The sequence below is a fragment of the Celerinatantimonas sediminis genome, assembly GCF_046054195.1.
Taxonomy (GTDB): Bacteria; Pseudomonadota; Gammaproteobacteria; order Enterobacterales; family Celerinatantimonadaceae; genus Celerinatantimonas.
Window position 1 is genome coordinate 73,532 of sequence record NZ_JBEQCS010000018.1, and the last position, 22,670, is coordinate 96,201.

Annotated in this window: 20 protein-coding genes; 14 read left to right on the forward strand and 6 right to left on the reverse strand. The window is 44.2% G+C overall.

The genetic code is table 11. The features are described from left to right. Positions 1 to 19 precede the first annotated feature (19 nt). The 13 genes from ABTQ23_RS17360 to tilS all read left to right on the forward strand — a co-directional run bounded on the left by ABTQ23_RS17360 (position 20) and on the right by tilS (position 16,358). Positions 20 to 865 (forward strand): phosphatidate cytidylyltransferase, encoded by an 846-nt coding sequence (locus ABTQ23_RS17360; protein WP_408617018.1) that lies wholly within the window; start codon positions 20 to 22, stop codon positions 863 to 865. Further along, entirely contained in the window at positions 862 to 2,055 is a 1,194-nt protein-coding gene (gene ispC, locus ABTQ23_RS17365; RefSeq protein ID WP_408617019.1) for a 1-deoxy-D-xylulose-5-phosphate reductoisomerase, read from the forward strand. Before ABTQ23_RS17360 ends, ispC begins: the two co-directional genes overlap by 4 nt. Further along, positions 2,055 to 3,407: a sigma E protease regulator RseP gene (rseP, locus tag ABTQ23_RS17370; RefSeq protein ID WP_408617020.1), complete on the forward strand. Its 1,353-nt coding sequence runs from the start codon at positions 2,055 to 2,057 to the stop codon at positions 3,405 to 3,407. The genes ispC and rseP overlap by 1 nt, the downstream gene beginning before the upstream one ends. Before the next feature lie 20 nt (positions 3,408 to 3,427). Then, positions 3,428 to 5,854, forward strand: a complete 2,427-nt coding sequence (gene bamA / locus ABTQ23_RS17375) for an outer membrane protein assembly factor BamA (RefSeq protein ID WP_408617021.1) — start codon at positions 3,428 to 3,430, stop codon at positions 5,852 to 5,854. Positions 5,855 to 5,874: 20 nt separating this feature from the next. Next, positions 5,875 to 6,384, forward strand: coding sequence for an OmpH/Skp family outer membrane protein (locus tag ABTQ23_RS17380; protein WP_408617022.1), 510 nt, complete (start codon positions 5,875 to 5,877; stop codon positions 6,382 to 6,384). A gap of 22 nt (positions 6,385 to 6,406) precedes the next feature. Then, complete coding sequence (gene lpxD, locus ABTQ23_RS17385) at positions 6,407 to 7,444, forward strand: UDP-3-O-(3-hydroxymyristoyl)glucosamine N-acyltransferase (protein WP_408617023.1); 1,038 nt, start codon at positions 6,407 to 6,409, stop codon at positions 7,442 to 7,444. Between the two features lie 17 nt (positions 7,445 to 7,461). Continuing rightward, entirely contained in the window at positions 7,462 to 7,917 is a 456-nt protein-coding gene (gene fabZ, locus ABTQ23_RS17390; RefSeq protein ID WP_408617024.1) for a 3-hydroxyacyl-ACP dehydratase FabZ, read from the forward strand. Next, positions 7,914 to 8,702: an acyl-ACP--UDP-N-acetylglucosamine O-acyltransferase gene (gene lpxA, locus ABTQ23_RS17395; RefSeq protein WP_408617025.1), complete on the forward strand. Its 789-nt coding sequence runs from the start codon at positions 7,914 to 7,916 to the stop codon at positions 8,700 to 8,702. The genes fabZ and lpxA overlap by 4 nt, the downstream gene beginning before the upstream one ends. Continuing rightward, a complete protein-coding gene (lpxB, locus tag ABTQ23_RS17400) occupies positions 8,702 to 9,853 on the forward strand; it encodes a lipid-A-disaccharide synthase (protein ID WP_408617026.1) in 1,152 nt (383 codons plus the stop codon). The genes lpxA and lpxB overlap by 1 nt, the downstream gene beginning before the upstream one ends. Then, positions 9,850 to 10,464, forward strand: coding sequence for a ribonuclease HII (gene rnhB, locus ABTQ23_RS17405; RefSeq protein ID WP_408617027.1), 615 nt, complete (start codon positions 9,850 to 9,852; stop codon positions 10,462 to 10,464). Before lpxB ends, rnhB begins: the two co-directional genes overlap by 4 nt. Beyond that, on the forward strand, positions 10,454 to 13,933 hold the full coding sequence (dnaE, locus tag ABTQ23_RS17410; RefSeq protein ID WP_408617028.1) for a DNA polymerase III subunit alpha: 3,480 nt from the start codon (positions 10,454 to 10,456) through the stop codon (positions 13,931 to 13,933). The genes rnhB and dnaE overlap by 11 nt, the downstream gene beginning before the upstream one ends. Positions 13,934 to 13,946: 13 nt before the next feature. Then, a complete protein-coding gene (gene accA / locus ABTQ23_RS17415; protein WP_408617029.1) occupies positions 13,947 to 14,903 on the forward strand; it encodes an acetyl-CoA carboxylase carboxyl transferase subunit alpha in 957 nt (318 codons plus the stop codon). A 99-nt stretch (positions 14,904 to 15,002) separates the two neighbouring features. Continuing rightward, positions 15,003 to 16,358: a tRNA lysidine(34) synthetase TilS gene (gene tilS, locus ABTQ23_RS17420; protein ID WP_408617030.1), complete on the forward strand. Its 1,356-nt coding sequence runs from the start codon at positions 15,003 to 15,005 to the stop codon at positions 16,356 to 16,358. On the opposite strand, the gene ABTQ23_RS17425 is transcribed toward tilS, so the two are convergent. The 6 genes from ABTQ23_RS17425 to ABTQ23_RS17450 all read right to left on the reverse strand — a co-directional run bounded on the left by ABTQ23_RS17425 (position 16,279) and on the right by ABTQ23_RS17450 (position 21,835). Next, positions 16,279 to 17,193: a GGDEF domain-containing protein gene (locus tag ABTQ23_RS17425; RefSeq protein WP_408617031.1), complete on the reverse strand. Its 915-nt coding sequence runs from the start codon at positions 17,191 to 17,193 to the stop codon at positions 16,279 to 16,281. The genes tilS and ABTQ23_RS17425 overlap by 80 nt on opposite strands. A gap of 114 nt (positions 17,194 to 17,307) precedes the next feature. Next, the gene (locus tag ABTQ23_RS17430; protein WP_408617032.1) at positions 17,308 to 19,017 is read right to left on the reverse strand and encodes a proline--tRNA ligase; all 1,710 of its coding nucleotides are present in this window, start codon (positions 19,015 to 19,017) and stop codon (positions 17,308 to 17,310) included. Between the two features lie 64 nt (positions 19,018 to 19,081). Continuing rightward, positions 19,082 to 19,714: an acyltransferase gene (locus tag ABTQ23_RS17435; protein WP_408617033.1), complete on the reverse strand. Its 633-nt coding sequence runs from the start codon at positions 19,712 to 19,714 to the stop codon at positions 19,082 to 19,084. Continuing rightward, positions 19,684 to 20,361: a tRNA (N6-threonylcarbamoyladenosine(37)-N6)-methyltransferase TrmO gene (tsaA, locus tag ABTQ23_RS17440; RefSeq protein ID WP_408617034.1), complete on the reverse strand. Its 678-nt coding sequence runs from the start codon at positions 20,359 to 20,361 to the stop codon at positions 19,684 to 19,686. The genes ABTQ23_RS17435 and tsaA overlap by 31 nt, the downstream gene beginning before the upstream one ends. A gap of 1 nt (position 20,362) precedes the next feature. Beyond that, entirely contained in the window at positions 20,363 to 20,755 is a 393-nt protein-coding gene (gene rcsF, locus ABTQ23_RS17445; RefSeq protein ID WP_408617035.1) for an Rcs stress response system protein RcsF, read from the reverse strand. Positions 20,756 to 20,800: 45 nt separating this feature from the next. Next, positions 20,801 to 21,835 carry an NADP(H)-dependent aldo-keto reductase gene (locus ABTQ23_RS17450; RefSeq protein WP_408617036.1) on the reverse strand — a complete coding sequence of 345 codons (1,035 nt, stop codon included), beginning with the start codon at positions 21,833 to 21,835 and terminating at the stop codon, positions 20,801 to 20,803. A gap of 187 nt (positions 21,836 to 22,022) precedes the next feature. Here ABTQ23_RS17450 and gmhB point away from each other — a divergent pair, with 187 nt between their 5' ends. Beyond that, positions 22,023 to 22,580 carry a D-glycero-beta-D-manno-heptose 1,7-bisphosphate 7-phosphatase gene (gmhB, locus tag ABTQ23_RS17455; RefSeq protein WP_408617037.1) on the forward strand — a complete coding sequence of 186 codons (558 nt, stop codon included), beginning with the start codon at positions 22,023 to 22,025 and terminating at the stop codon, positions 22,578 to 22,580. Positions 22,581 to 22,670 lie beyond the last annotated feature (90 nt).

The following is a 22,670-nucleotide window of genomic DNA, read 5'->3' on the forward strand; positions in this document are numbered from 1 at the left end:
TGTAAATAAGAGGATTAATTTGTTAAGGCAACGGATTATCACGGCGCTATTGCTGGCGCCGATTGCAATTATTTGTATCTTTCTCCTTCCAATAAAGGGCCTTGCCGTTCTTTTATCGGCTATCGTTTTAATTGCCAGCTATGAATGGTCAGGGCTGGTTAGTCGCTCCACTTTTACCCGCATTGGTATTACTGTTACTTTAGCCTTGGTGTGGCTTGCCAGTTTTGCGGTATTTTCTTGGCAATCAGCAGCACAAAATAGTGGATTAATTGCGCTGTTTTTTATTGCAGTTATCTTTTGGTTGGTGGCTCTTTTATTGGTGTTGCGTTATCCCGATAGTGCTCAATACTGGTCAACAAATCCGCTGCTTAAATGGTTTGCTGGATTACTGGCATTGATTCCATTTGGTTGGTCAATGTTGGTTTTAAGAAATACCAACACTCAACACTCATGGGTTGGTGCGCTGTGGGTTCTTTACGTCATGGCTTTAGTTTGGGCCGCTGATACGGGCGCTTATTTTGCAGGTCGGCGTTTTGGTCGAACCAAGTTGGCTGAAAAAGTTAGTCCGAATAAAACCATTGAAGGACTTGCTGGTGGCCTGGTCGCTGCGATAGTTATCTGCTTGTTGGTGTTGGCGATTGTTCGCCCGGATATTAATGGGTGGGTTTTTGTTGGAACATCAGTTTTGACCGCTTTAGTCTCTGTTTTGGGCGATTTATTTGAGAGTATGCTCAAACGAGAAGCCAAAATTAAAGATAGTGGTTCACTTTTACCCGGTCATGGCGGTATTTTGGATCGTATCGATAGCCTGACAGCTGCTCTGCCAGTATTTACATTCTGTTATTTATTGTGGGTCGCATTATGAATCCCCGTCGTTTAGTCATTCTTGGTGCTACTGGTTCAATTGGCCGTAGTACTTTGAAAGTCGTCAGAGAAAATCCGTCTTTATATCAGGTTCATTGTCTAACCGGCAATCGTAATAGCTCGCGTATGGCTGAGCTTGTTCACGAGTTTAAACCTCGTTACGTGGTCATGAATGATGCATCGGCCGCTTCGCAGTTAAAGCAGCAAATTAATGGCCAATGCGATGTTTTAGACTCATCTGATGCGTTAATCGATGCCGCTTGCTCACCTGATGCCGATATAGTGATGGCCGCCATTGTTGGTGGTGCTGGACTTCGGCCAACACTTGCGGCGGTTCGCGCCGGCAAAACTGTTTTATTGGCGAACAAAGAAGCTCTGGTTATGACTGGTCTATTACTGATGCAAGAGGCCAAAAAAAGCGGCGCGACAATTTTACCTGTAGATAGTGAACATAACGCAATGTTCCAGTGTTTACCTCAAGAGGTTCAAACCAATTTAGGGTTCTGTGATTTAAAAGCCAGTGGCGTTTCTAAACTATTATTGACGGGCTCTGGTGGGCCGTTTCGCACGTTAGCTTTGGATAAATTAAAAGATGTAAGCGTCGCCCAGGCCATTCATCATCCCAATTGGTCAATGGGGCCAAAAATTTCCGTTGATTCAGCAACGATGATGAACAAAGGCCTAGAGTATATTGAAGCGAAACGGCTTTATCATACCTCTCGCGCTGAACTTGAAGTGATTATTCACCCGCAGTCGGTGATTCATTCGATGGTACAATACTGTGATGGCTCAGTTTTGGCCCAGTTAGGGGAGCCGGATATGGCGACCCCGATAGCGTGTGCAATGGCTTATCCGCAAAGAATTTCTTCTGGCGTTGAACCTCTGGACTTTTTAGCACTCAAAGAATTGACCTTCGCCGCTCCAGACTATCAGCGATACCCTTGTTTGAAGTTGGCGATAGATGCTTGTTATACCAGCCAGTTCGCTACAACCGCTCTAAATGCGGCGAACGAAGTCGCTGTGCAGGCATTTTTAGAGAATCAGCTTAAGTTCACCGATATCGCGGTGGTGGTCGAATCTTGTCTGGCCCAACTTAATGAGCAAAATAGACAGTTGGAACTTGAAGATTTACTCGCTTTAGATGAGCAAATTCGTCAAGTTGCGGCTCAATATGTGCGGAAAAGGTGCTAATGCAAAGTTTTATCTGGAATGCGTTTTTCTTTATCGTCGCGTTAGGTTTGCTGGTTGCAATCCACGAATTTGGCCACTTTTGGGTGGCTCGTCGGTGCGGTGTGAAGGTTGAACGTTTTTCGATAGGATTTGGCAAAACGATCTGGTCACGGATTGGGCGAGATGGCACAGAATATGTTGTTGCGCTGATCCCGCTAGGCGGTTATGTCAAAATGCTTGATGAGCGGGTTGAGGCCGTTCCTGAACAGTTACGAGCCCAAGCGTTTAACAACCGGCCTTTGGCTGCTCGTGCAGCAATTGTTGCCGCGGGGCCGCTTGCTAATTTTCTGTTAGCCATTGTCGCTTTCTGGATTATGTTGATGATCGGTATTCCAGGGGTAAAACCTGTGTTAGGCGATATTCCTGCCGATAGCCTTGCTGCCAAAGCGGGGCTTAAATCGGGCCAGCAAGTGTTAGCCGTTGATGGTCGAGCGGTACAAGATTGGCATAACTTGATGTTATCTCTGATCTCCCATGTTGGAGAGAAGAACGTAACTGTGCGGGTGAATTCAGCAAACGATGGTATCGAAGATCATCATCTTGATCTATCATCTTGGCGTATTGGCAGTAATCCAGACCATGATCCGCTCAATGATATTGGTGTGGTTCAATATCTTCCTAAAGTTTCTTTGCAAGTTGATAAAGTCGTCCCTAAGAGTCCTGCCGCCACGGTTGGGTTGCAACAGGGCGATAAACTTATCTCGGCAGGTGGACAAAAGCTCAGTACTTGGGAGCAATTTACAACATTGGTGCGCCATCATGCTGGACAATCGATGCCGCTGAGTATCGAACGTCAGGGACAATCGTTGCAGCTGAATGTTGTGCCAGAAAAAAGACACGCGAATGGTCAGACATTTGGCTTTATGGGGGTAGCTCCCAAAGTTGCTAAGTATCCGAGTGACTATTTGATAACCATTCAATACGGGCCGTTTGAGTCGCTCTATAAAGGTGTTGCGCGCACGTGGCAAACGACGCGAATCACGATTGATATGCTTGTGAAGCTGGTGACAGGGAAAGTGTCGGTACAGAATTTAAGTGGTCCAATTTCGATCGCCAGAGGAGCTGGCCAGTCAGCCCATTATGGGGTGGCTTATTTTCTTGGATTTCTAGCTTTAGTTAGTGTTAACTTAGGTATCCTAAATTTGGTACCTTTACCGGTTTTAGATGGTGGACATCTGTTATTCTTCGCCGTTGAGGCAGTGACGCGCCGACCTGTATCCGAACGAGTGCTTGAAGTTGGGATGCGGATCGGTACATCCGTTTTAGTGGTTGTTATGATGTTTGCTCTGTTTAATGATTTAATGCGCTTATAATTAGGACCTCTTTCTTCTCTATGTATAAAAAGAAGTTTCTTGCAGCAGCATTGGCCGCTTTATGGTCAGGGATGAGTTTAGCTGCCCAGTCTGGTGAGTTTAAAGTTAGTGATATTCATGTTGAGGGGTTACAGCGAGTTTCGCTAGGGGCTGCATTGTTACAGCTTCCGTTGCGGGTCGGTGATGAAGTAACACGTGATGATATCAGCGACAGTCTTAAAAAACTTTACCGTAGTGGTGATTTTCAGGATGTTTCGGTATACCGGGATCATAATGCTCTTATTTATAAGGTCAAAGAGCGTCCGGTGATTGCCAGCCTTGAATTTTCCGGAAACCACGATGTGAAAAAGGATAAACTCAAAGAGAGCTTATCTGCACAAGGGATTAAAGTTGGTGAGCCGCTTGATAGAACGAATCTGACGAATATCGAAAAAGGCTTAGAAGACTTTTATTACTCAGTTGGTAAATATAACGCTCGGGTTAAGGCAATTGTGACAACATTGCCACGAAACCGTGTTGACCTTAAATTTGCTTTCCAAGAAGGTTTATCGGCGAAAATCCAGCAGATCAACTTTGTGGGTAATAAGCATTTTTCAAATCAAAAGCTTCTTGATCAGATGCAGTTGACCGATTATGTCCCGTGGTGGAACTTGATGGGTGATCAGAAATATCAGAAGCAAAAACTGGCTGGCGATTTAGAAACGATTAAAAACTACTATTTTGACCGTGGTTATGCACGTTTTAAAATCACCTCGACGCAAGTTGAGCTGACACCCGATCGTCATCAGGTTTATATCACTGTAAACATTCATGAAGGTGATATTTATAAAATTAAGAATGTGGCGTTAGATGGCAATCTGCTCGGTAAAAAAGCGCAGATGGAAAAATTAATTCCAATTCAACCTGGTGCGACTTATAACGGTTCTGATATCTCCCAGATGCAGGATACGTTAGAGAAATATCTGGGCCGATTTGGTTACGCCTATCCACAAATTCAGGTCTACCCAGAAATTGACGACAAAGACAAAACCGTGACATTGCATGTCAATGTCGATCCCGGAAAACGTGTCTATGTACGCCACATCAATATAAGCGGCAATACCGTTACCAGTGATGACGTGATTCGCCGTGAAATGCGCCAGATGGAAAGCACTTGGTTATCTAACCGTAATATTGAACAGTCGAAAAAACGACTCAACCGATTAGGACTGTTTAAATCTGTAGATAGCAATACGACTCGGGTTTCAGGTAATCCGGATGAAGTCGATGTTGATATGGCAGTGAAAGAACAATCAACTGGCTCAATCACCGCTGGGATTGGTTATGGTACGACCTCTAAAATCAGCTTAAATGCGGGGATTAGCCAGAAAAACTTCATGGGTACTGGTGATTACGTAGCCATTAAAGCATCGCGTAACACCTATTCTAAAGAGATTAGCTTATCTCATACCAACCCATATTTTACCAAAGATGGTGTAAGTCTAGGCGAGCGTCTCTACTACAAAGACTTTGATGCTTCAAAAGCAAACTTGGTGAGTTATACCAATAAAACCATCGGTCTTAAAGGAACCCTCGGCTTCCCTATCAATGAAAATAACCGTTTGTCATTGGGACTTGGTGGGGAGATTAACAAAATTTCTCAGGCTGACCCCTATGAGCAGGTTCGTCAGTTCTGGCGAATTTATAAGTCGAATGTAAGTGATACCAATAACTCGTTGGACTTTAAAAATGTCACCGTTGATTTAGGTTGGACTCGTAATACTTTAGACTACGGTAAATTCCCAACCGATGGTTCAAAACAGCAGTTCTCATTTGAGATAGCGGTACCGGGTTCTGATACGCAGTATTTTAAAACCAGTATCGACTCGCATAACTATTTTCCATTAACAGATAACCATCATTGGGTACTGAAAACCTATGGAAAAGTCGGTTATGGTAACGGCTATGGTCAGGTTGATGGTGGGGATCAAATCTTACCGTTCTTCGAAAACTTCTACGCAGGTGGTTGGGGAACTGTTCGAGGCTTCTCATCTAATACGATTGGGCCACGAGCAATTTATGCCAATGACAATAACGGTAATACCGAATATGTTCCCGGTGGTGCCATTGGTGGTAACGGAATGGCGGTGGGCAGCGTCGAGTTGATTTTCCCAACACCATTTTTAAGTGAATCTTATGCTGACCAAATTCGAACGACGGCATTTTTGGATTTCGGTTCGGTATGGGACACAGAATATGACACATCACAGGCGATGCGCCAGTGTGTGAAAAACTGTGATGAAATTGCTGATTATACAAATCCAGGACGAATTCGTGCTGCAGCTGGGATTTCTGTACAATGGTGGTCGCCGATTGGCCCTGTGGTCTTCTCGCTGGCTAAACCAGTTAAAAAATATCCAGGTGATGATACCGAATTTTTCTCATTTAATTTAGGTCAAACTTTTTAAGTAAACGATAGGAGTTCCCAGTGAAGAAACTCGTTCTAAGTGCTCTGTTAGCTGTTTCATTATTAGCACCAGCGACAGCTGCCATGGCAGATACGAAAATTGCGACAATTAATATGCATGAAGTTTTCCAGAACTTGCCGCAAAGAGAGGCTGCAATGAAAAAATTGCAGAATGAATTTGCTGGTCGAATTAAGGAACTGCAAGGCTTAGAAAGCCAGATGAAAGCTCTCTATCAGAAACAGCAGAAAAACAAAGGTCTGATGAGTGATGATGAGCAGACTCAACTTCAGCGTAAATTGGCTGAGCTGCAATCTCAGTTTCAGTTGAAACGTAAAAATTATCAGGATGACCGCCGTGAAGCCGGTGAAAAAGAACAGCGTAAACTGATTGGTAAAATTCAGAGTGCTGTGGCTAAAATTGCTAAAAGCAAACATCTGGATTTAGTAATTCCAGTTGATGCAACTGCATTCTCAAAACCTGATATGGATATTTCCAAAGCAGTAATTGATGCAGTAAGTAAACAAAACTAGAAAAGAATAAAGAGTAGGAACAATGACTGTAACTTTAGAGCAGATAGCGCAATGGGTCGATGGTCAGCTTCATGGGCCAAAAGAAGCTGAAATAGAAAAAATCGCTCCATTACCCAAAGCCGGTCCAAACGATGCGACATTTTTAAATGACAATCGCTATCAGCATCAGTTAGCTGGTTGTCAGGCGGGTGTTATTTTATTAACCGAGCAAAATGCGCAGTATGCTAAAGGATCAGTCATTGTTGTTAAAGATCCATATCTGGCCTATGCCCGATTAGCTCAATATATGGATTCTACTCCTAAAAGTGCAGATGGAATTCATCCATCAGCCGTGATTAGTGCGCAAGCGACTCTTGGGAAAAACGTTAGTATTGGCGCTAGCGCGGTTATTGAAGCAGGCGCAGTGCTTGCTGATGATGTGCAAATTGGCGCAGGTTGTTTTGTCGGCGAGAACACTCAGATTGGTACTGGGACTAAGCTCTGGGCAAATGTGAGTGTTTATCATGATGTTGAGATTGGCAGCCAGTGTCTGATTCAATCTGGTGCGGTTATCGGTTCTGATGGTTTTGGTTATGCCAATGACCGAGGTCAGTGGATAAAAATTCCGCAAACCGGTCGCGTTATTTTAGGTGACCGAGTAGAGATTGGCGCGTCAACTTGTATTGACCGCGGTGCGCTTGAAGATACGGTGATTCACGATGGTGTTATCATCGATAACTTATGTCAGATTGCTCATAACGTCGAGATCGGCGAAAATACCGCAATCGCCGGTTGTACCACGATGGCCGGTAGTCTTAAAGTTGGTAAATATTGCATCATCGGTGGCGCCAGTGTCTTTAATGGTCACATGGAAATTTGTGACCAAGTCCATATCTCTGGTATGTCAATGGTGATGCGTCCGATCGATAAACCGGGGGTTTATTCTTCGGGGATCCCAGCCCAGACGAATAAAGAGTGGCGTAAAACAGCAGCCCGGGTTATGCAAATCGACCAAATGCATAAACGTATACGCGAGCTTGAACATAAACTCGCTGAGCTTGACGCCAATAATAACAAGTAAAAACAGGAAATAAGATTTTGACTCAGGAACTTAACCGGCTAGAAATTCACGATATTTTAGAATTATTGCCGCACCGTTACCCATTTTTATTAGTTGACCGTGTCCTTGATTTTGAAGTAGGCAAATCAATGCATGCGATCAAAAACGTCACCTTTAACGAACCATTCTTTCAGGGGCACTTCCCTGAGCGCCCAGTTTTCCCTGGCGTGCTATTATTAGAAGCAATGGCTCAGGTTACTGGTATTTTAGCTTTTAAATCGGCTGGCAAACCTCGGCAAAATGAGCTTTATTATTTTGCAGGGATTGATAAAGCACGTTTTAAACGTCCAGTTGGTCCTGGTGATGTGATTCATTTTGAAGTTGAGTATCTGCGCGATATGCGTGGTGTAGGTAAATTTAAAGCTGTGGCAAAAGTAGATGGTGAGCTTGTGTGTGCAGCCGATATTATGTGTGCCCGAAGAGAGTATAAATGATCGATTCAACTGCAATGATTCACCCTACAGCCCTCATTGGTAGCGATGTCACTGTGAAAGCAGGTGTACAGATCGGTGCTTATAGCGTGGTTGAAGGTGATGTAACCATTGGAGAAAATAGCTGGATTGGCTCGCATGTGGTCATAAAAGGTCGCACAACCATCGGCCGTAACAATCGCATTTATCAGTTCGCTTCTATTGGAGAGGCGTGTCAGGACCTTAAATATCGAGGTGAAGATACTGAATTAGTCATCGGTGATGATAATACCATTCGCGAAAGTGTGACAATGCACCGTGGAACGATTCAGGATAAAGGCCTGACTCAAGTGGGCAGCCATAATCTATTTATGATTAATGCTCATGTTGCTCATGACTGTGTCATTGGTGATAACTGTATTTTTGCTAATAACGCGACACTAGCAGGTCACGTTACTATCGGTGATTATGTTATTTTCGGTGGCTTAGCGGCAATTCATCAGTTTGGTAAAGTTGGCGCTCATGCCTTTATTGGTGGTTGTGCTGCTCTGAACCGAGATGTTCCGCCGTATGTCATGGCTGTGGGGAACTATGCTCGTCCCGTTACGATTAACAGTGAAGGGTTGCGTCGCCGCGGTTTTAGTAATGAAGCGATTCGAGCGTTACGCCGCGCTTATAAAATCCTCTATCGCGAAGGCCACACGGTTGAAGAAGCGATAGAGCAGATGCAAACCATGAGCGATGAGTTTCCTGAAGTGAAATTGTTCGTCGACTTTTTAAGTAATCATGGTCGAGGTATTATCCGGTAATGGCTAAACCCGCTTCGCGTCCTTTAACCATTGCCCTTGTCGCCGGAGAAGTCTCCGGCGATATTTTAGGTGCCGGATTAATTAAAGAGCTTAAGAACATCTACCCTGATGCGCATTTCTGCGGTATTGCTGGTCCTCAAATGCAAGCACTTGGCTGTGAAGCATTCTTTGAAATGGATGAGCTTGCTGTCATGGGCATTGTTGAAGTCTTAGAAAAATTGCCCCGTATTTTAAAAGTTCGCCGACAGCTGCTAAAACGACTTCGAGAACTTAAACCGGATGTTTTTATTGGTATCGATGCCCCTGACTTTAACCTTGGCGTCGAAGAAAAACTGCATGCATCAGGTATTAAAACAGTTCATTACGTCAGTCCTTCCGTTTGGGCTTGGAAACAAAAACGAGTCTTTAAAATCAAACGTGCATGTGATTTGTTATTGGCCTTTTTGCCATTTGAGAAAGCTTTTTACGAGCGCTTTGATGTTCCTTGTGAGTTTGTCGGCCATACAATGGCAGATGCCATTGACTTAGATGTTGCCAAAGGGCCTGCTCGCCAAACATTGGAAATTCATCCTAAAGGACCATTGTTAGCTCTTTTGCCGGGCAGTCGCAAAGCAGAAATTGAGTTGCTTAGCGTTCCATTTCTTGAAACCGTAAACAAGCTTAGTGCTAAGATTGATTCTTTAGAAGTGGTTGTGCCAATGGTCAGCGCCACTCGTAGAGTGCAATTTGAAGCATTACTGCAGTCTATGCAAGTGAATGTTCCCGTTCATATTGTTGATGGCAAAGCGCGAGAAGTGATGGCAGCCAGTGATGCTATTTTATTAGCATCTGGCACAGCAGCTTTAGAAGCTATGTTGGTAAATCGGCCTATGGTTGTGGGCTATAAATTAAAACCATTTACCTACTGGATTGCAAAACGGTTGGTAAAAACCGATTATATTTCTCTGCCCAATCTGCTTGCTGGTGAAGCGTTAGTCAAAGAGTGCATTCAAGATGACTGTAACGCTGACACACTCAGCGATGCCTTGTTTCCCTTATTGGTTGAAGATCAACGTGCTCTGCAAGGTAAGTTTCGCCAGTTACATGAACAAATTCGTTGTCAGGCAGACCATAAAGCTGCGCTGGCAATTAAGCGAGTAATTGAATCATGACATTTATCTATCCTGAAGGCTTTCAATGTTTTGCTGGTGTCGATGAGGTTGGGCGTGGCCCGTTGGTTGGTGATGTGGTCACAGCCGCTGTTATTTTAGACCCAACTAAGCCTATTTCAGGTTTGAATGATTCGAAAAAATTATCAGAAAAAAAGCGCTTATCACTATTTGGCCAGATTAAAGAAAACGCGCTCTCGTATGCAATTGGCCGGGCCAGCCCACAAGAGATCGATGAATTAAATATTTTGCATGCCACCATGTTGGCAATGCAGCGAGCCGTGGCAGGTTTATCACTATCACCTGATTTTGTACTCGTTGATGGCAATCGAACCCCACAATTTGCTTGTGCTAGTTTAGCGGTTATCAAAGGGGATGGTTTAGTTGCCGAGATCAGCGCAGCCTCGATTCTAGCAAAAGTGACTCGCGATCAAGAGATGGTTGAACTGGATGCTTTATATCCGCAATATCAGTTTGCCAAACATAAAGGTTATCCAACCAAAGCTCATTTAGAATTGTTAGAAAAATATGGTCCAATTGCTCAGTATCGACGCAGTTTTAAGCCTGTAGCCCGAGTTATTGAATTGATGGAGGCGAATCACCATGAGTGTTGAACCACGGTTTATCCATCTAAGAATTCATAGCGATTATTCGATGGTCGATGGCTTAAAGAAAGTCAAACCTATCGTTGGTGCAGTAGCCGAGCTGCAAATGCCGGCGATGGCTCTCACCGACCAGACCAATTTTTGTGGTGTCGTTAAATTTTATGGCGAAGCCCACAATAAAGGAATTAAACCGGTCATTGGTGCTGATTTTTGGATGCACAGTGAGCCGTTGGGGGACGAATTAAGCCGCTTGGTGATTCTGGCTAAAGACAATACCGGTTATCAGAATATTACGCAGCTCATCTCCAAAGCCTATCTTCGGGGGCATGTGCAAGGGCGTCCGGTGATTGAACGGGATTGGCTTGTTGAACATCAAGAGGGGATTATTATTCTCTCTGGTGGGCGAGAAGGGGATATTGGCCGCGCCTTGCTCAAAGGAAATCGGGCAATGGTTGAAGAAATTGCTGACTTTTATCGTCAGTATTTTAACGATCATTACTATCTTGAGTTGATTCGAACTCACCGTCCTGATGAAGAAACATATCTGCATATGGCTGTTGAACTGGCTACTGAATACCAGTTTCCAGTTGTGGCAACCAATGAAGTGATGTTTTTAAAAGAGGATGAGTTTGAAGCGCACGAGATTCGAGTTGCGATTCACGATGGTTATACCTTAGCCGATCGTAATCGCCCCAAACATTATAGTCGTGAGCAGTTTCTGCGCTCTGAAGAGCAAATGTGCGAGCTGTTTGCTGATATTCCAGAAGCGCTGGAAAATACGGTGGCCATTGCCAAACGCTGCAACGTCACGATTCGCCTTGGTACCTATTTCTTACCGGAATTTCCAACCGGTGGGCAAGAAATTGATTCTTATTTTACTGAAAAAGCATGGAAAGGCTTAGAAGAGCGACTTAAGTTTTTATTCCCCGATGAGCAAGTTCGAGCTCAAAAACGTGATAAATATGATGCACGTTTGCAGCGAGAACTCGACGTTATTTTGCAGATGGGCTTCCCTGGCTACTTCCTCATTGTGATGGAATTCATCCAATGGAGTAAGGATCACAAAATTCCCGTCGGCCCAGGACGTGGTTCTGGTGCTGGTTCGCTGGTGGCTTTTTCGCTTAAAATTACCGACTTAGACCCGCTTGCTTTTGACTTACTGTTCGAACGGTTTTTGAACCCAGAACGTGTCTCAATGCCCGATTTTGACGTTGATTTTTGTATGGATCGCCGCGATGAAGTGATTGAACATGTCGGGGATTTGTACGGCCATGATGCGGTATCCCAGATTATTACCTTCGGTACCATGGCTGCCAAAGCGGTTGTGCGTGATGTGGGCCGTGTACTGGGTCATCCATATGGATTCGTCGATAGAATTTCCAAACTGATCCCCCCTGATCCGGGCATGACACTGGCTAAAGCGTTTGATGCTGAACCGCGCCTCGGTGAGATCTACGATCAAGATGAAGAGGTCAGAGAGCTGATTGACATGGCTCGCATCCTCGAAGGTGTGGTTCGTAACGCCGGCAAACATGCCGGTGGGGTGGTGATTTCGCCAACGACTATTACCGATTTTGCACCGCTTTATTGTGATGAAGAAGGTCACCATCCGGTGACTCAATTTGATAAAAGTGATGTGGAATATGCGGGTCTGGTGAAGTTTGACTTCTTGGGACTTAGGACCTTAACGATTATTCAGTGGGCCGTGGATATGGCCAATGAAAAATTGCTTAAGCGTGGTCGCGACCCTATTGATATATCATCCATTCCACTTGATGATCCTAAATCATTTGAAGTGTTAAAGGCTTATAAAACAACCGCTGTCTTTCAGCTTGAATCACGAGGGATGAAAGACTTAATTAAGCGGCTGCAGCCTGACTGTTTTGAAGATATGATTGCTCTGGTGGCACTGTTCCGTCCGGGGCCATTGCAATCGGGGATGGTTGATAACTTCATTGAACGTAAACACGGCCGTGAAGAAGTATCATATCCAGATGCAACTTGGCAGCACGAAAGCCTCAAGCCGATATTGGATCCGACCTATGGGATCATCTTGTATCAAGAACAGGTGATGCAGATTGCCCAGGTGCTTGCTGGCTATACTCTGGGTGGCGCGGACTTATTGCGTCGAGCCATGGGTAAAAAGAAAGCCGAAGAGATGGCCAAGCAGCGTGCTGTGTTTGAAAAAGGGGCAATTGACAACGGCGTTGATGGTGAACTGTCCATGAAAATTTTCGACTTGGTCGAAAAATTTGCCGGTTATGGGTTCAACAAATCTCACTCAGCTGCATATGCATTAGTTTCTTATCAGACGCTGTGGATGAAAGTCCATTATCCAGCGTTTTTCATGGCTGCGGTGATGTCTGCGGATATGGATAACACCGATAAAATTGTGACGTTGGTTGATGAATGTTCTAACCTTGGGTTAACAATTATTCCACCCGATGTGAACAGTGGTGTCTATCGTTTCTCGGTCAATGATGAAAACCAGATTGTTTATGGTATCGGAGCGATTAAAGGTGTCGGTGAGGGGCCGATTGAAACGATTATTCAGGCACGAGCCGATGGTCCATTTCGTGACTTGTTTGATTTTTGTTGCAGAGTTGATCTGAAAAAAATTAACAAAAGAGTGATGGAAAAGTTGATCCTTGCAGGCGCAATGGATAAGCTCGGACCCCATCGAGCTACTTTGATGGCTACCTTAGAGGTTGCTATTAAAGCGGCAAGTCAGCAAGCCAGTGCTCAAGCCTTTGGTCAAAGTGACCTATTTGGTGAGCTAATGCTCGAAGCTGACGTGAGTCGTCCGCAATTTGTTGAGGTTGCGCGTTGGAGCGACAAAATATGGTTAGAGGGTGAAAAAGAAACCTTGGGGTTGTACCTCACAGGTCATCCAATTAACCATTATTTACCAGAATTGAAAAAATTTGTTTCAGGACGATTGGCAGAACTTAGGCCAACCAACCGTGATGTGACGACTACAGCCGCTGGATTAGTTATTTCCACTCGCGTCATGATTACTAAACGCGGGTCTAAAATGGGAATTCTACAGCTGGATGACAGAAGTGGTCGCTTAGATGTCATGCTGTTTTCTGAAGCATTTGAACAATACCAAGATTTAATTGAAAAAGATCGGATTTTAGTTGTCCAAGGGCAGGTTAGTTTTGACGATTTCTCCGGAGGTCTTAAAATGACAGCCCGCGAGGTGATGGATATTAGCCAGGCGCGCGAGCGTTGGGCAAACCGTTTGGATTTAGTTTTACAAAAACAACAGACCAATGAGTCATTCTGGCAAAACTTTATTGAGCGGGTTGAACCCTATCGCAATGGGACATGTCCGGTTACAATTCACTATATCGGTGAACATGAACAAGGGACTTACCAGTTAGGGACTGATTGGCGAGTTACTCCAACGGATGATCTAATTGAGGGGTTATCTTCTTTGTTAGGCCATCAACAGGTTTCACTAGCATATAACTGACAGTAAAGAGATTATGAGTTTAAATTTTCTAGATTTTGAACAGCCAGTAGCTGAGCTGCAGGCCCAAATTGAAGAGCTTCGACTGGTGAACAGTGAGTCCGACATGAATGTCGACTTGGCTGAAGAAATTGCTCAGTTAGAGAAAAAACAGTTAGATCTGACTCGCAAAATATTTAGTGATTTGAGTGCTTGGCAGATTTCGCAGTTAGCTCGTCATCCAATGCGTCCTTATACGTTTGATTATATTGAGCGTATTTTCACTGATTTTGATGAGCTTTGTGGCGATAGAGCTTATGCCGATGATAAAGCAATCGTCGGTGGGATCGCTCGATTAAATGAGCAGCCAGTGATGATTATTGGTCATCAGAAAGGTCGAGAAACCAAAGAGAAAATTAAGCGTAATTTTGGGATGCCGCGGCCTGAAGGTTATCGCAAAGCTCTGCGTTTAATGCAGATGGCTGAGCGCTTTAAGATGCCTATTTTCACCTTTATTGATACTCCGGGAGCTTATCCTGGTGTTGGCGCTGAAGAGCGCGGCCAAAGTGAAGCCATTGCTCACAATCTTATGGCAATGTCAGAGCTTAAAGTCCCAACGGTCTGCACTGTGATCGGTGAAGGTGGTTCTGGTGGAGCATTAGCGATTGGGGTAGGTGACCGAGTCAATATGTTGCAATACAGCACCTATTCAGTGATCTCTCCAGAAGGATGTGCTTCAATTTTATGGAAAAGTGCAGACAAAGCACCTGTTGCTGCTGAAGCCATGGGAATTACTGCTAGTCGCTTAAAAGAGCTGGAACTGATTGATGGCGTTATTGAAGAGCCATTAGGCGGTGCGCATCGAGATATCGATAAAATTGCAGCGCGACTCAAAGAAAAATTGCTCAATGATTTAACTAGTTTGCAGCAGCTTCCTGTCGAAAAACTGCTTGAAGCACGTTATAAACGATTAATGAGCTTTGGTTACTGTTAATTGCTCATCGAAGTTAAAAACCCCGCCACTGCGGGGTTTTTCTGTTTATTGGTATACTCATTTTAATTCTGACTGCTTTTTTACTTAAAATTACAGGTTATGGCAGAAATTCCAAGCTTAGACGTTTCATCTTTTCTCACTGAATTAGCACATTGCCAAAGTCAATCACAGCCATTGATGGTTGCATTAAGCGGTGGCGTTGATTCGGTCGTGCTTGTTCATCTTTTATGGCAGTCTCGTCAGCTCTATCCAAGTCTTCAGATTCATGCTGTGCATGTTCATCATGGTTTAAACCCAAAGGCAGATGCATGGGCCGCTTTTTGCCAAAATTTGTGTGAACATTGGCATATTCCATTGGCTGTTGAATATATTCATGTGCCAACAGGGCCTCGATTGAGCATTGAAGAGCAGGCTCGTATCGGCCGCTATCAAGTTTTTGAGCGATACACTCAGCAAGGCTATGTAATTGTTTGTGCTCACCATCAAAACGATCAGGTAGAGACGTTCTTTTTAGGTTTAAATCGCGGCAGTGGTTTAGCTGGTTTAAGTGCGATGGGGCAATTTCGTGCGTTGGGAAAAACGGCGTTGATTCGACCACTTTTGCATTTTAGCCGAGCACAAATAGAAACTTATGCTGATAGTTACCAGTTAGAACACATTCATGATGACAGCAATGATGATACGCGCTATGAGCGAAACTTTATTCGTCATGAGGTGTTACCAGTACTCAATGAGCGCTGGCCACAGTTTAATCAGCAGGTTGAAAAAAGTAGCCAATGGATTTGGCAAGCCCAACAATTAAACGACGAGTTAGCCCAAATAGATTTGGCCAGTCTTAGTGATGCCAATGCGCGTTTAAGTGAAAAAGTACTCGAGCTGTCAGATATTCGTCAGATCAATGTCTTGCGGTTTTGGCTAAAGCAATGCTCGGGGTGTTATCCATCTCAGGATGCGTTAGCCCAATTTATTCAACAACTTTCATCTGGTGAGGATAGTACACCTGAGATTGCAATATGCGCGGGTGTGGTTCGTCGTTATCAGCACTACTGGCAGTGGTTTGACGATACGGTTTTTTCGCAACCTGAATCGAAAATATGGCAAGCTCCATTCACTCCAATACGCTGGCCGCAGATGTCATTATCTGTTGCGCCAAAAGGTCGATTGCGAGAGCCTTTAGATGATGAACAGGTCAGCGTTCGTTTTCGTCATGAAGTTGGCAATTTGAAAATGCGCCCAGCTGGGCGAGGGGGGAGCCGTACTCTTAAGAAGCTATTGCAAGAGTTACAGTTTGCTCCTTGGCTTCGAGATTGCGTGCCGCTTATTTTCTATAACGATCAGCTAGTGGCACTAGCTGATCGATTAATTGATGAACGCTTTATAGTCCCAGAGCGGCAAGGGTGGCAATTGGTCTGGCAATTTTATGCCGATACATCGCTTGATCAGCCGCCTCAATAAGATCTTGAGAGAGCATCCCGGGATGCCAAGTGGCCCATCCGCAACTAATCGATAGTTCAAGGTTTCGCTCGACTAGACGCTCTGATAGCTGGCTATTTATGCGATTAATCACGCTCGAAGCGGAGTTAGGTTGTGCTGGACAAAGAATAATTGCAAATTCATCTCCGCCATAGCGAGAGACATGGTCGGTTTCGCGACAAGCACTTGAAAGAGTTTGCGCGACGAATCGTAAGATGCGATCGCCAGTCAGATGGCCATGTTGGTCATTGATTTGTTTGAAGTGGTTTACATCGCACAATAGCAGTTGTAAGCCTGTGGCAATTCTGGTGTTCTGAGCAATCATCTGTGATAGATTCTCGTCAAAATCCTGACGATTTTTAATACCAGTTAGATGATCATGGCTAAGCTGGTACTGCAATTTAGCAATATGCTCTATTTGTGGTAAGACGATTTGAAGTAATCGACAAAAACGCTTAAGAAGACTGATTTCACTTACCTGCCATGGGTGGCTAGAGCAAAATAATAGTTTCCCTGAAGCGCTATTATTTAATTTTACTTCATGGTGATAGACACCCTCGTCGTTATCATTGACACTCACATGTAAGTGGTTGCCATCACTGATAAATGTGGCTGAGTGAAGATTAACAAACGTAGCTAATATTTGTGTAAACTGACCAAATAGATCTGGTAAATTCACCGATTGCTGCAAATGCTCAATAATCCGTAGTTGCTTATCTGCACTCAGATTATTAGAAGGTCGCCAAATTAACGGCTGACGCATTTTCCAATTTTGTAACGGGTCGCTTTGAAGTGTCGCCTGAACTTTTTCTTCCATCGAAACGCACTCATAAATAAGATCGAACACTAGAATGCATGATCTGGACCATACTCAGAGACAGAAAAAGAAAAACCAGGCCGAAGCCTGGTTTGTTTGGGCAATCAGTTACGATTAAAGCGATTGAATGTGGGAAATTGCATCTTCGATGGCAATTTCAACTTTGTCACCACTGCGTCGAGATTTATATTCAACAACGCCTTTATCCAGGCTTCGCTCACCAATGACCAGAGCATGAGGAATACCAATCAGTTCTGCGTCGGCAAACATCACCCCAGGACGTTCTTTGCGATCATCAAATAGGACTTCAATTCCCGCATCAAGTGCCTGTTGATACAACTGTTCAGCCACTTCCTGAACGCGATGTGATTTATGCATGTTCATTGGAATGATGATTAATTTAAATGGCGCGAGAGATTCTGGCCAGATAATACCGCGATCATCATGGTTCTGCTCGATAGCAGCAGCCACAATACGTGTAACACCAATACCATAACAGCCCATGCTTAGAACCTGACTTTTGCCCTGTTCATTGAGCACGGTTGCATTCATCGCTTTAGAGTAGACATCACCTAATTGGAAGATATGGCCAACTTCAATGCCACGTTTAATTTGCAAATGACCGTGACCACATGGGCTTGGGTCGCCTGCAACGACATTGCGAAGGTCAGCCACTTCAGGCAGCGGTAGATCGCGCTCCCAGTTGATCCCAAAGTAGTGTTTGCCATCAATGTTAGCGCCGGCGCCAAAGTCACTCATTTTAGCTACACTTCGATCAACAATAACTGGAATCGGCAAATTCACCGGACCGAGTGAACCAGGGCCTGCACCAATCACCTGACGAATTTGCTCTTCGCTGGCAAATTGTAAAGGCGCAGCAACTAATGGCTGATGCTCAGCTTTAATTTCATTAAGTGTGTGATCGCCTCGAACCATCAGCGCAACCAGTTCACAGTCGGCTTCTTCTGCTGCAACAACAACCAATGTTTTGACCGTTTTTTCAATTGGCAGATTAAACTGTTCGACTAACTCTTCAATGGTTTTGGCATTTGGGGTTTCGACTAACTGCATTTGCTCAGTTGGCGCTTTTAGCTCCCCAGCTGGTGCTAATGCTTCTGCTTTTTCCATATTAGCGGCATAGTCGCTGCCATCAGAAAAGACGATATCGTCTTCGCCTGATTGAGCTAATACATGAAATTCATGCGATGCGTTACCTCCGATACTGCCGTTATCCGCCAGTACTGGACGAAACTCTAAGCCCAAGCGCTCAAAAATACGGCAGTATGCTTTGAACATAACCTGATACGTTTCATCTAAGGATTCATCGCTTAAATGAAAAGAATAGGCATCTTTCATAATAAATTCGCGTGAGCGCATCACCCCAAAACGAGGGCGAACTTCATCACGGAATTTAGTTTGAATTTGATAGAGGTTTAATGGCAGTTGTTTATAGCTGCTAATTTCTTTGCGAACCAGCTCTGTGACCACTTCTTCATGAGTTGGGCCTAATACAAAATCGCGACTGTGGCGGTCTTTGATGCGCAGCAATTCCGGACCATATTTTTCCCAACGGCCTGATTCTTGCCATAAATCACCCGGTTGAACGACTGGCATACTGATTTCAATCGCGCCAGCTCGCTGCATTTCTTCGTGAACAACCTGCTCAATTTTATGCAAAACGCGCAAGCCTGTCGGTAACCAGGTATACAAGCCAGAGGCCAATTTACGGATCATGCCAGAACGCAACATGAGCTGATGTGAGACTATCTCAGCGTTGCTGGGATCCTCTTTTAAAGTTGAGAGCAAATATTTGCTAGAACGCATGGTTGTCCTTTTACATAAATAAGTAACCAAAGATGCCTGATTTTATCAGGCGGCTTGCAAGCTGTCAGGATTTGTCGCGTCGATCACCGATAATTTTTGCGGGATTTCCAGCAACGATTGCCCAGCTCGGTATATTTCTTGTTACTACCGAATGCATCCCAACCACTGCATGGCTCCCAATGGTTACCCCATCGACAATGCCAACCCCCGCGCCAATCCAGACATCTTCACCAATTTTAACGCCTTTAGAACTGGTATTCTGCTGATAAATGCTTTGGTCTGGGTGCATACCGTGGTTAAAAGCAAAAATTTGAACTGAATTGGCAATGCGAGTTCGATTGCCTATGTCAATGCCAGCGGTTCCGCCATCAAGGCTGCAACGATGGTTAATCGCAACTTCATTACCAATGGTTATCGGGCCATGAATAAAGCTTTCTGCTGCGATAAACGACTGGTCGCCAATTGTGATATCCCGCCCCGGTTCGGCAAACAGTTGGGCTTGTGGTGCTATAAAACACTCTTTACCAATTTGCACTGTTTCCATCTGGCATAATTGTGTTTGTATCTGCTCTTGCCATGGTTTGGCCCAACTTAAGTGGCGCGGTTTTAGCCGGTAATATAACCATGGCATCCAGCTTAAGCGCTGTTTATGCTGGTTTGTATAATCTAAAGTGGAGTCAGTTCGGTGATCAGACATTGGTCATTCTCAATCACAAAGCGAATATTATAACTTAATAGTTTAACGCCATAATGGTGGTTATCTGGTTTGGCTCGGCGATAACTGGGGCGAGGATCTTGGGCTAGCACTTGTTCGATAAGTTGGCGTTCATCGGCTATGATCTCGGGCTTGAAAGCCCATGTTACATGCAGCGGCGCTTGTGGGGCTTGCTGGGCATAACCACTTTTAGCATCAAAAATAGCATCGGCATAGCCAACATAGGGTTTGATATCATAAACTGGCGTGCCATCGACTAAATCCCCACCAGATAAAACTAACGTTGTACTCGGTTGGTATTCAATGGTGCTTAAGGGCAAAACAGATAACCCCATCCCGTTGGGACGAAAGGTCGAGCGGCTAGCAAATACGCCAACTTTTTTATTACCGCCTAAACGGGGAGGGCGAATTTTATTTTGCCAGCCCGCTGCAAAATTTTGATGAAAACCGAAAATCAGCCAGACATGGCTAAATTCCTCTAACCCCGCAACAATATCAGCTGAGTCATAATCGCCACTTAGAACTAATCGTGTTTGAGCTTGAGTTACTAGTCCTGGTTGGCGAGGTACGGCAAATTTCTCTTTATAAGGTGATTGAATATAGCCGATGGGTTCAATCAAATGGCTCATATTATTTATCCAGCAATTTAACAGCTTTGGCGTAACAGCTTACCGAACTCAGGCAGACGTTATCTGCTGGGAAACTTACGCAGCGAGCAAATACAACTGCATCTGCATGGCGATTGGCCGCTTTATTTAAAATATCAACTTTGGCGTGAGCAATATCTGCTGGTGGCTGATTGCTTTGTTCTTGGCAGCTATCGCCTTCAATGGTGCCGATAACTTTATAGTTATGAGTCAGTAGTTGCTGAGGGCTCATGACTTTGATGCCAGAGGTTTTAAAGTATTCTTTAATCGTGTGTGGGGCGAGATTACTCTTAACTTGATAATCTTGGCTGCTACAAGCTGATAAAACAAAAGTCGCAGCGATAAGTGCGCTGCGAATGAATAATGCTTTTTTCATACATTCCTCAAAGTACGGGCAGCCAGACTACCCGTACTCAATTACTTAAGGGCAAGGGTAGGTGAACTGACGATGAATTGCCTCAATTTGTTCTAGGACCTCGTCATCTAATTCAAGTTCAAAGCTGGCAATATTACTTTGTAGCTGTTCCATTGTAGTTGCCCCAATGATGTTCGCTGCGACAAACGAGCGAGAATTCACATAAGCCAGTGCCATCTGTGATGGTGCAAGGCCATGCTTATCGGCTAGCTCACAATAGGCTTGAGTAGCAGCTTTGCCTTGAGGGTTAAGATAGCGAGAAAAGCGTTTAAACAAAGTTAGACGGCCATCTTGCGGCCACTGATCGTTTAAATATTTGCCGCTGAGCATGCCAAATGCTAGCGGTGAATAAGCCAATAGCTCAACCCCTTCTCGGTGTGAAAACTCAGCCAAAGCTGTTTCAAAACTGCGATTAAGCAAGTTATAAGGGTTTTGGATGGTGATAATCCGTGGTAATTCATGCTTCTCCGCAAGACGCAGATATTGACTCACTCCCCATGCCGTTTCATTGGAAACACCGATATAGCGAATTTTTCCTTCTTTAACTAACTCACCTAACACTTCCAATGTTTCAATGATCGGCGTGTAGCTTTCGTCTTTATCAACTTTATAGCCTAACTTACCAAAGAAATTAGCATTACGATCTGGCCAGTGTAGTTGGTACAAATCGAGATAATCAGTTTGTAAACGCTCAAGTGAGCTATGAATCGCCTCGCGGATATTGCGACGATCGAGATGCATATTCTCACGAATATGATTGGTTCGATTTGGACCAGCTACTTTAGATGCTAAAACAACTTTTTCTCGGTTCCCGGTTTTAGCCAGCCAAGTACCTATATATTGTTCAGTTAATCCTTGTGTCTCACTCTCGGGTGGAACAGGATACATCTCAGCTGTATCAATGAAATTAATCCCTTGTGAAAGGGCATAATCGAGCTGCTGATGAGCTTCACTTTCACTGTTTTGTTTACCCCAGGTCATCGTACCCAGACAAATTTTACTGACTTCAAGACTACTATGTGGAATTTTATGGTATTGCATCGATTTGCTCCGGGCCTTCTTCACGGGTAGATAAATATGCTCGTATTAGTTTTATTCAGTCTGCTTGAATTCACTAATTTACGCAATAGTTTCAAAGCCCTCAGAATCGGACTGCTAAAGCTATAGAGATCAGTTAAACTAAGCCCCAATTAATTTATATTTTCTCTTCTTTATAATGAGACCAAGCATGGCAAAACAACCCGCTATTTTTTTAGACCGTGATGGCGTGATTAATCAAGACGGCGATTATGTCTGCAGTGTCGATGATTTTCATTTCATTGATGGCAGTATTGAAGCAATGCAAGCGCTTAAGCAAAAAGGCTGGCTGTTAGTCGTTGTTACCAATCAGTCTGGTATTGCACGAGGCTACTTTAGTGAAGACGACTTCTTAGCTTTAACCGAGTGGATGGACTGGTCGTTAGTTGATCGTGGGGTGACTCTCGATGGCATCTATTATTGCCCGCATCACCCCGATTTTGGGCAAGGAGATTATCGACAAGTCTGTGATTGTCGCAAACCTGAGCCTGGAATGTTTTTGCAAGCAGCGAATGAGCTTGATATCGATTTAGCCAATTCTTGGATGATTGGAGATAAAGCATCTGACCTGCTCGGTGCTAAACGTGCTGAAATTGCTCATCGGATTTTAGTAAAAAGTGGAAAAGAAGTAACTGAGCAAGCCAAAGAATTAGCCGAATCTATTGTGGATGATTTAAGCGCTGCAGCTAAATTGATTTTAGCTAAGTAGGCAAAAACAGTATTTTTGTGGATAAAACTGTGGCTAAGGTGTGCGAATGCTGTGTTTTTGAAAAAGTTTTAAATTTATTGAAAAAAGCGC

Coding starts and splice junctions, on each gene's coding strand:
- ispC (WP_408617019.1), top strand. CDS start 862: ATGAATCCCCGTCGTTTAGTCATTCTTGGTGCTACTGGTTCAATTGGC.
- rseP (WP_408617020.1), top strand. CDS start 2,055: ATGCAAAGTTTTATCTGGAATGCGTTTTTCTTTATCGTCGCGTTAGGT.
- bamA (WP_408617021.1), top strand. CDS start 3,428: ATGTATAAAAAGAAGTTTCTTGCAGCAGCATTGGCCGCTTTATGGTCA.
- lpxD (WP_408617023.1), top strand. CDS start 6,407: ATGACTGTAACTTTAGAGCAGATAGCGCAATGGGTCGATGGTCAGCTT.
- lpxA (WP_408617025.1), top strand. CDS start 7,914: ATGATCGATTCAACTGCAATGATTCACCCTACAGCCCTCATTGGTAGC.
- lpxB (WP_408617026.1), top strand. CDS start 8,702: ATGGCTAAACCCGCTTCGCGTCCTTTAACCATTGCCCTTGTCGCCGGA.
- rnhB (WP_408617027.1), top strand. CDS start 9,850: ATGACATTTATCTATCCTGAAGGCTTTCAATGTTTTGCTGGTGTCGAT.
- dnaE (WP_408617028.1), top strand. CDS start 10,454: ATGAGTGTTGAACCACGGTTTATCCATCTAAGAATTCATAGCGATTAT.
- accA (WP_408617029.1), top strand. CDS start 13,947: ATGAGTTTAAATTTTCTAGATTTTGAACAGCCAGTAGCTGAGCTGCAG.
- tilS (WP_408617030.1), top strand. CDS start 15,003: ATGGCAGAAATTCCAAGCTTAGACGTTTCATCTTTTCTCACTGAATTA.
- ABTQ23_RS17425 (WP_408617031.1), bottom strand. CDS start 17,193: ATGGAAGAAAAAGTTCAGGCGACACTTCAAAGCGACCCGTTACAAAAT.
- ABTQ23_RS17430 (WP_408617032.1), bottom strand. CDS start 19,017: ATGCGTTCTAGCAAATATTTGCTCTCAACTTTAAAAGAGGATCCCAGC.
- ABTQ23_RS17435 (WP_408617033.1), bottom strand. CDS start 19,714: ATGTCTGATCACCGAACTGACTCCACTTTAGATTATACAAACCAGCAT.
- tsaA (WP_408617034.1), bottom strand. CDS start 20,361: ATGAGCCATTTGATTGAACCCATCGGCTATATTCAATCACCTTATAAA.
- rcsF (WP_408617035.1), bottom strand. CDS start 20,755: ATGAAAAAAGCATTATTCATTCGCAGCGCACTTATCGCTGCGACTTTT.
- ABTQ23_RS17450 (WP_408617036.1), bottom strand. CDS start 21,835: ATGCAATACCATAAAATTCCACATAGTAGTCTTGAAGTCAGTAAAATT.
- gmhB (WP_408617037.1), top strand. CDS start 22,023: ATGGCAAAACAACCCGCTATTTTTTTAGACCGTGATGGCGTGATTAAT.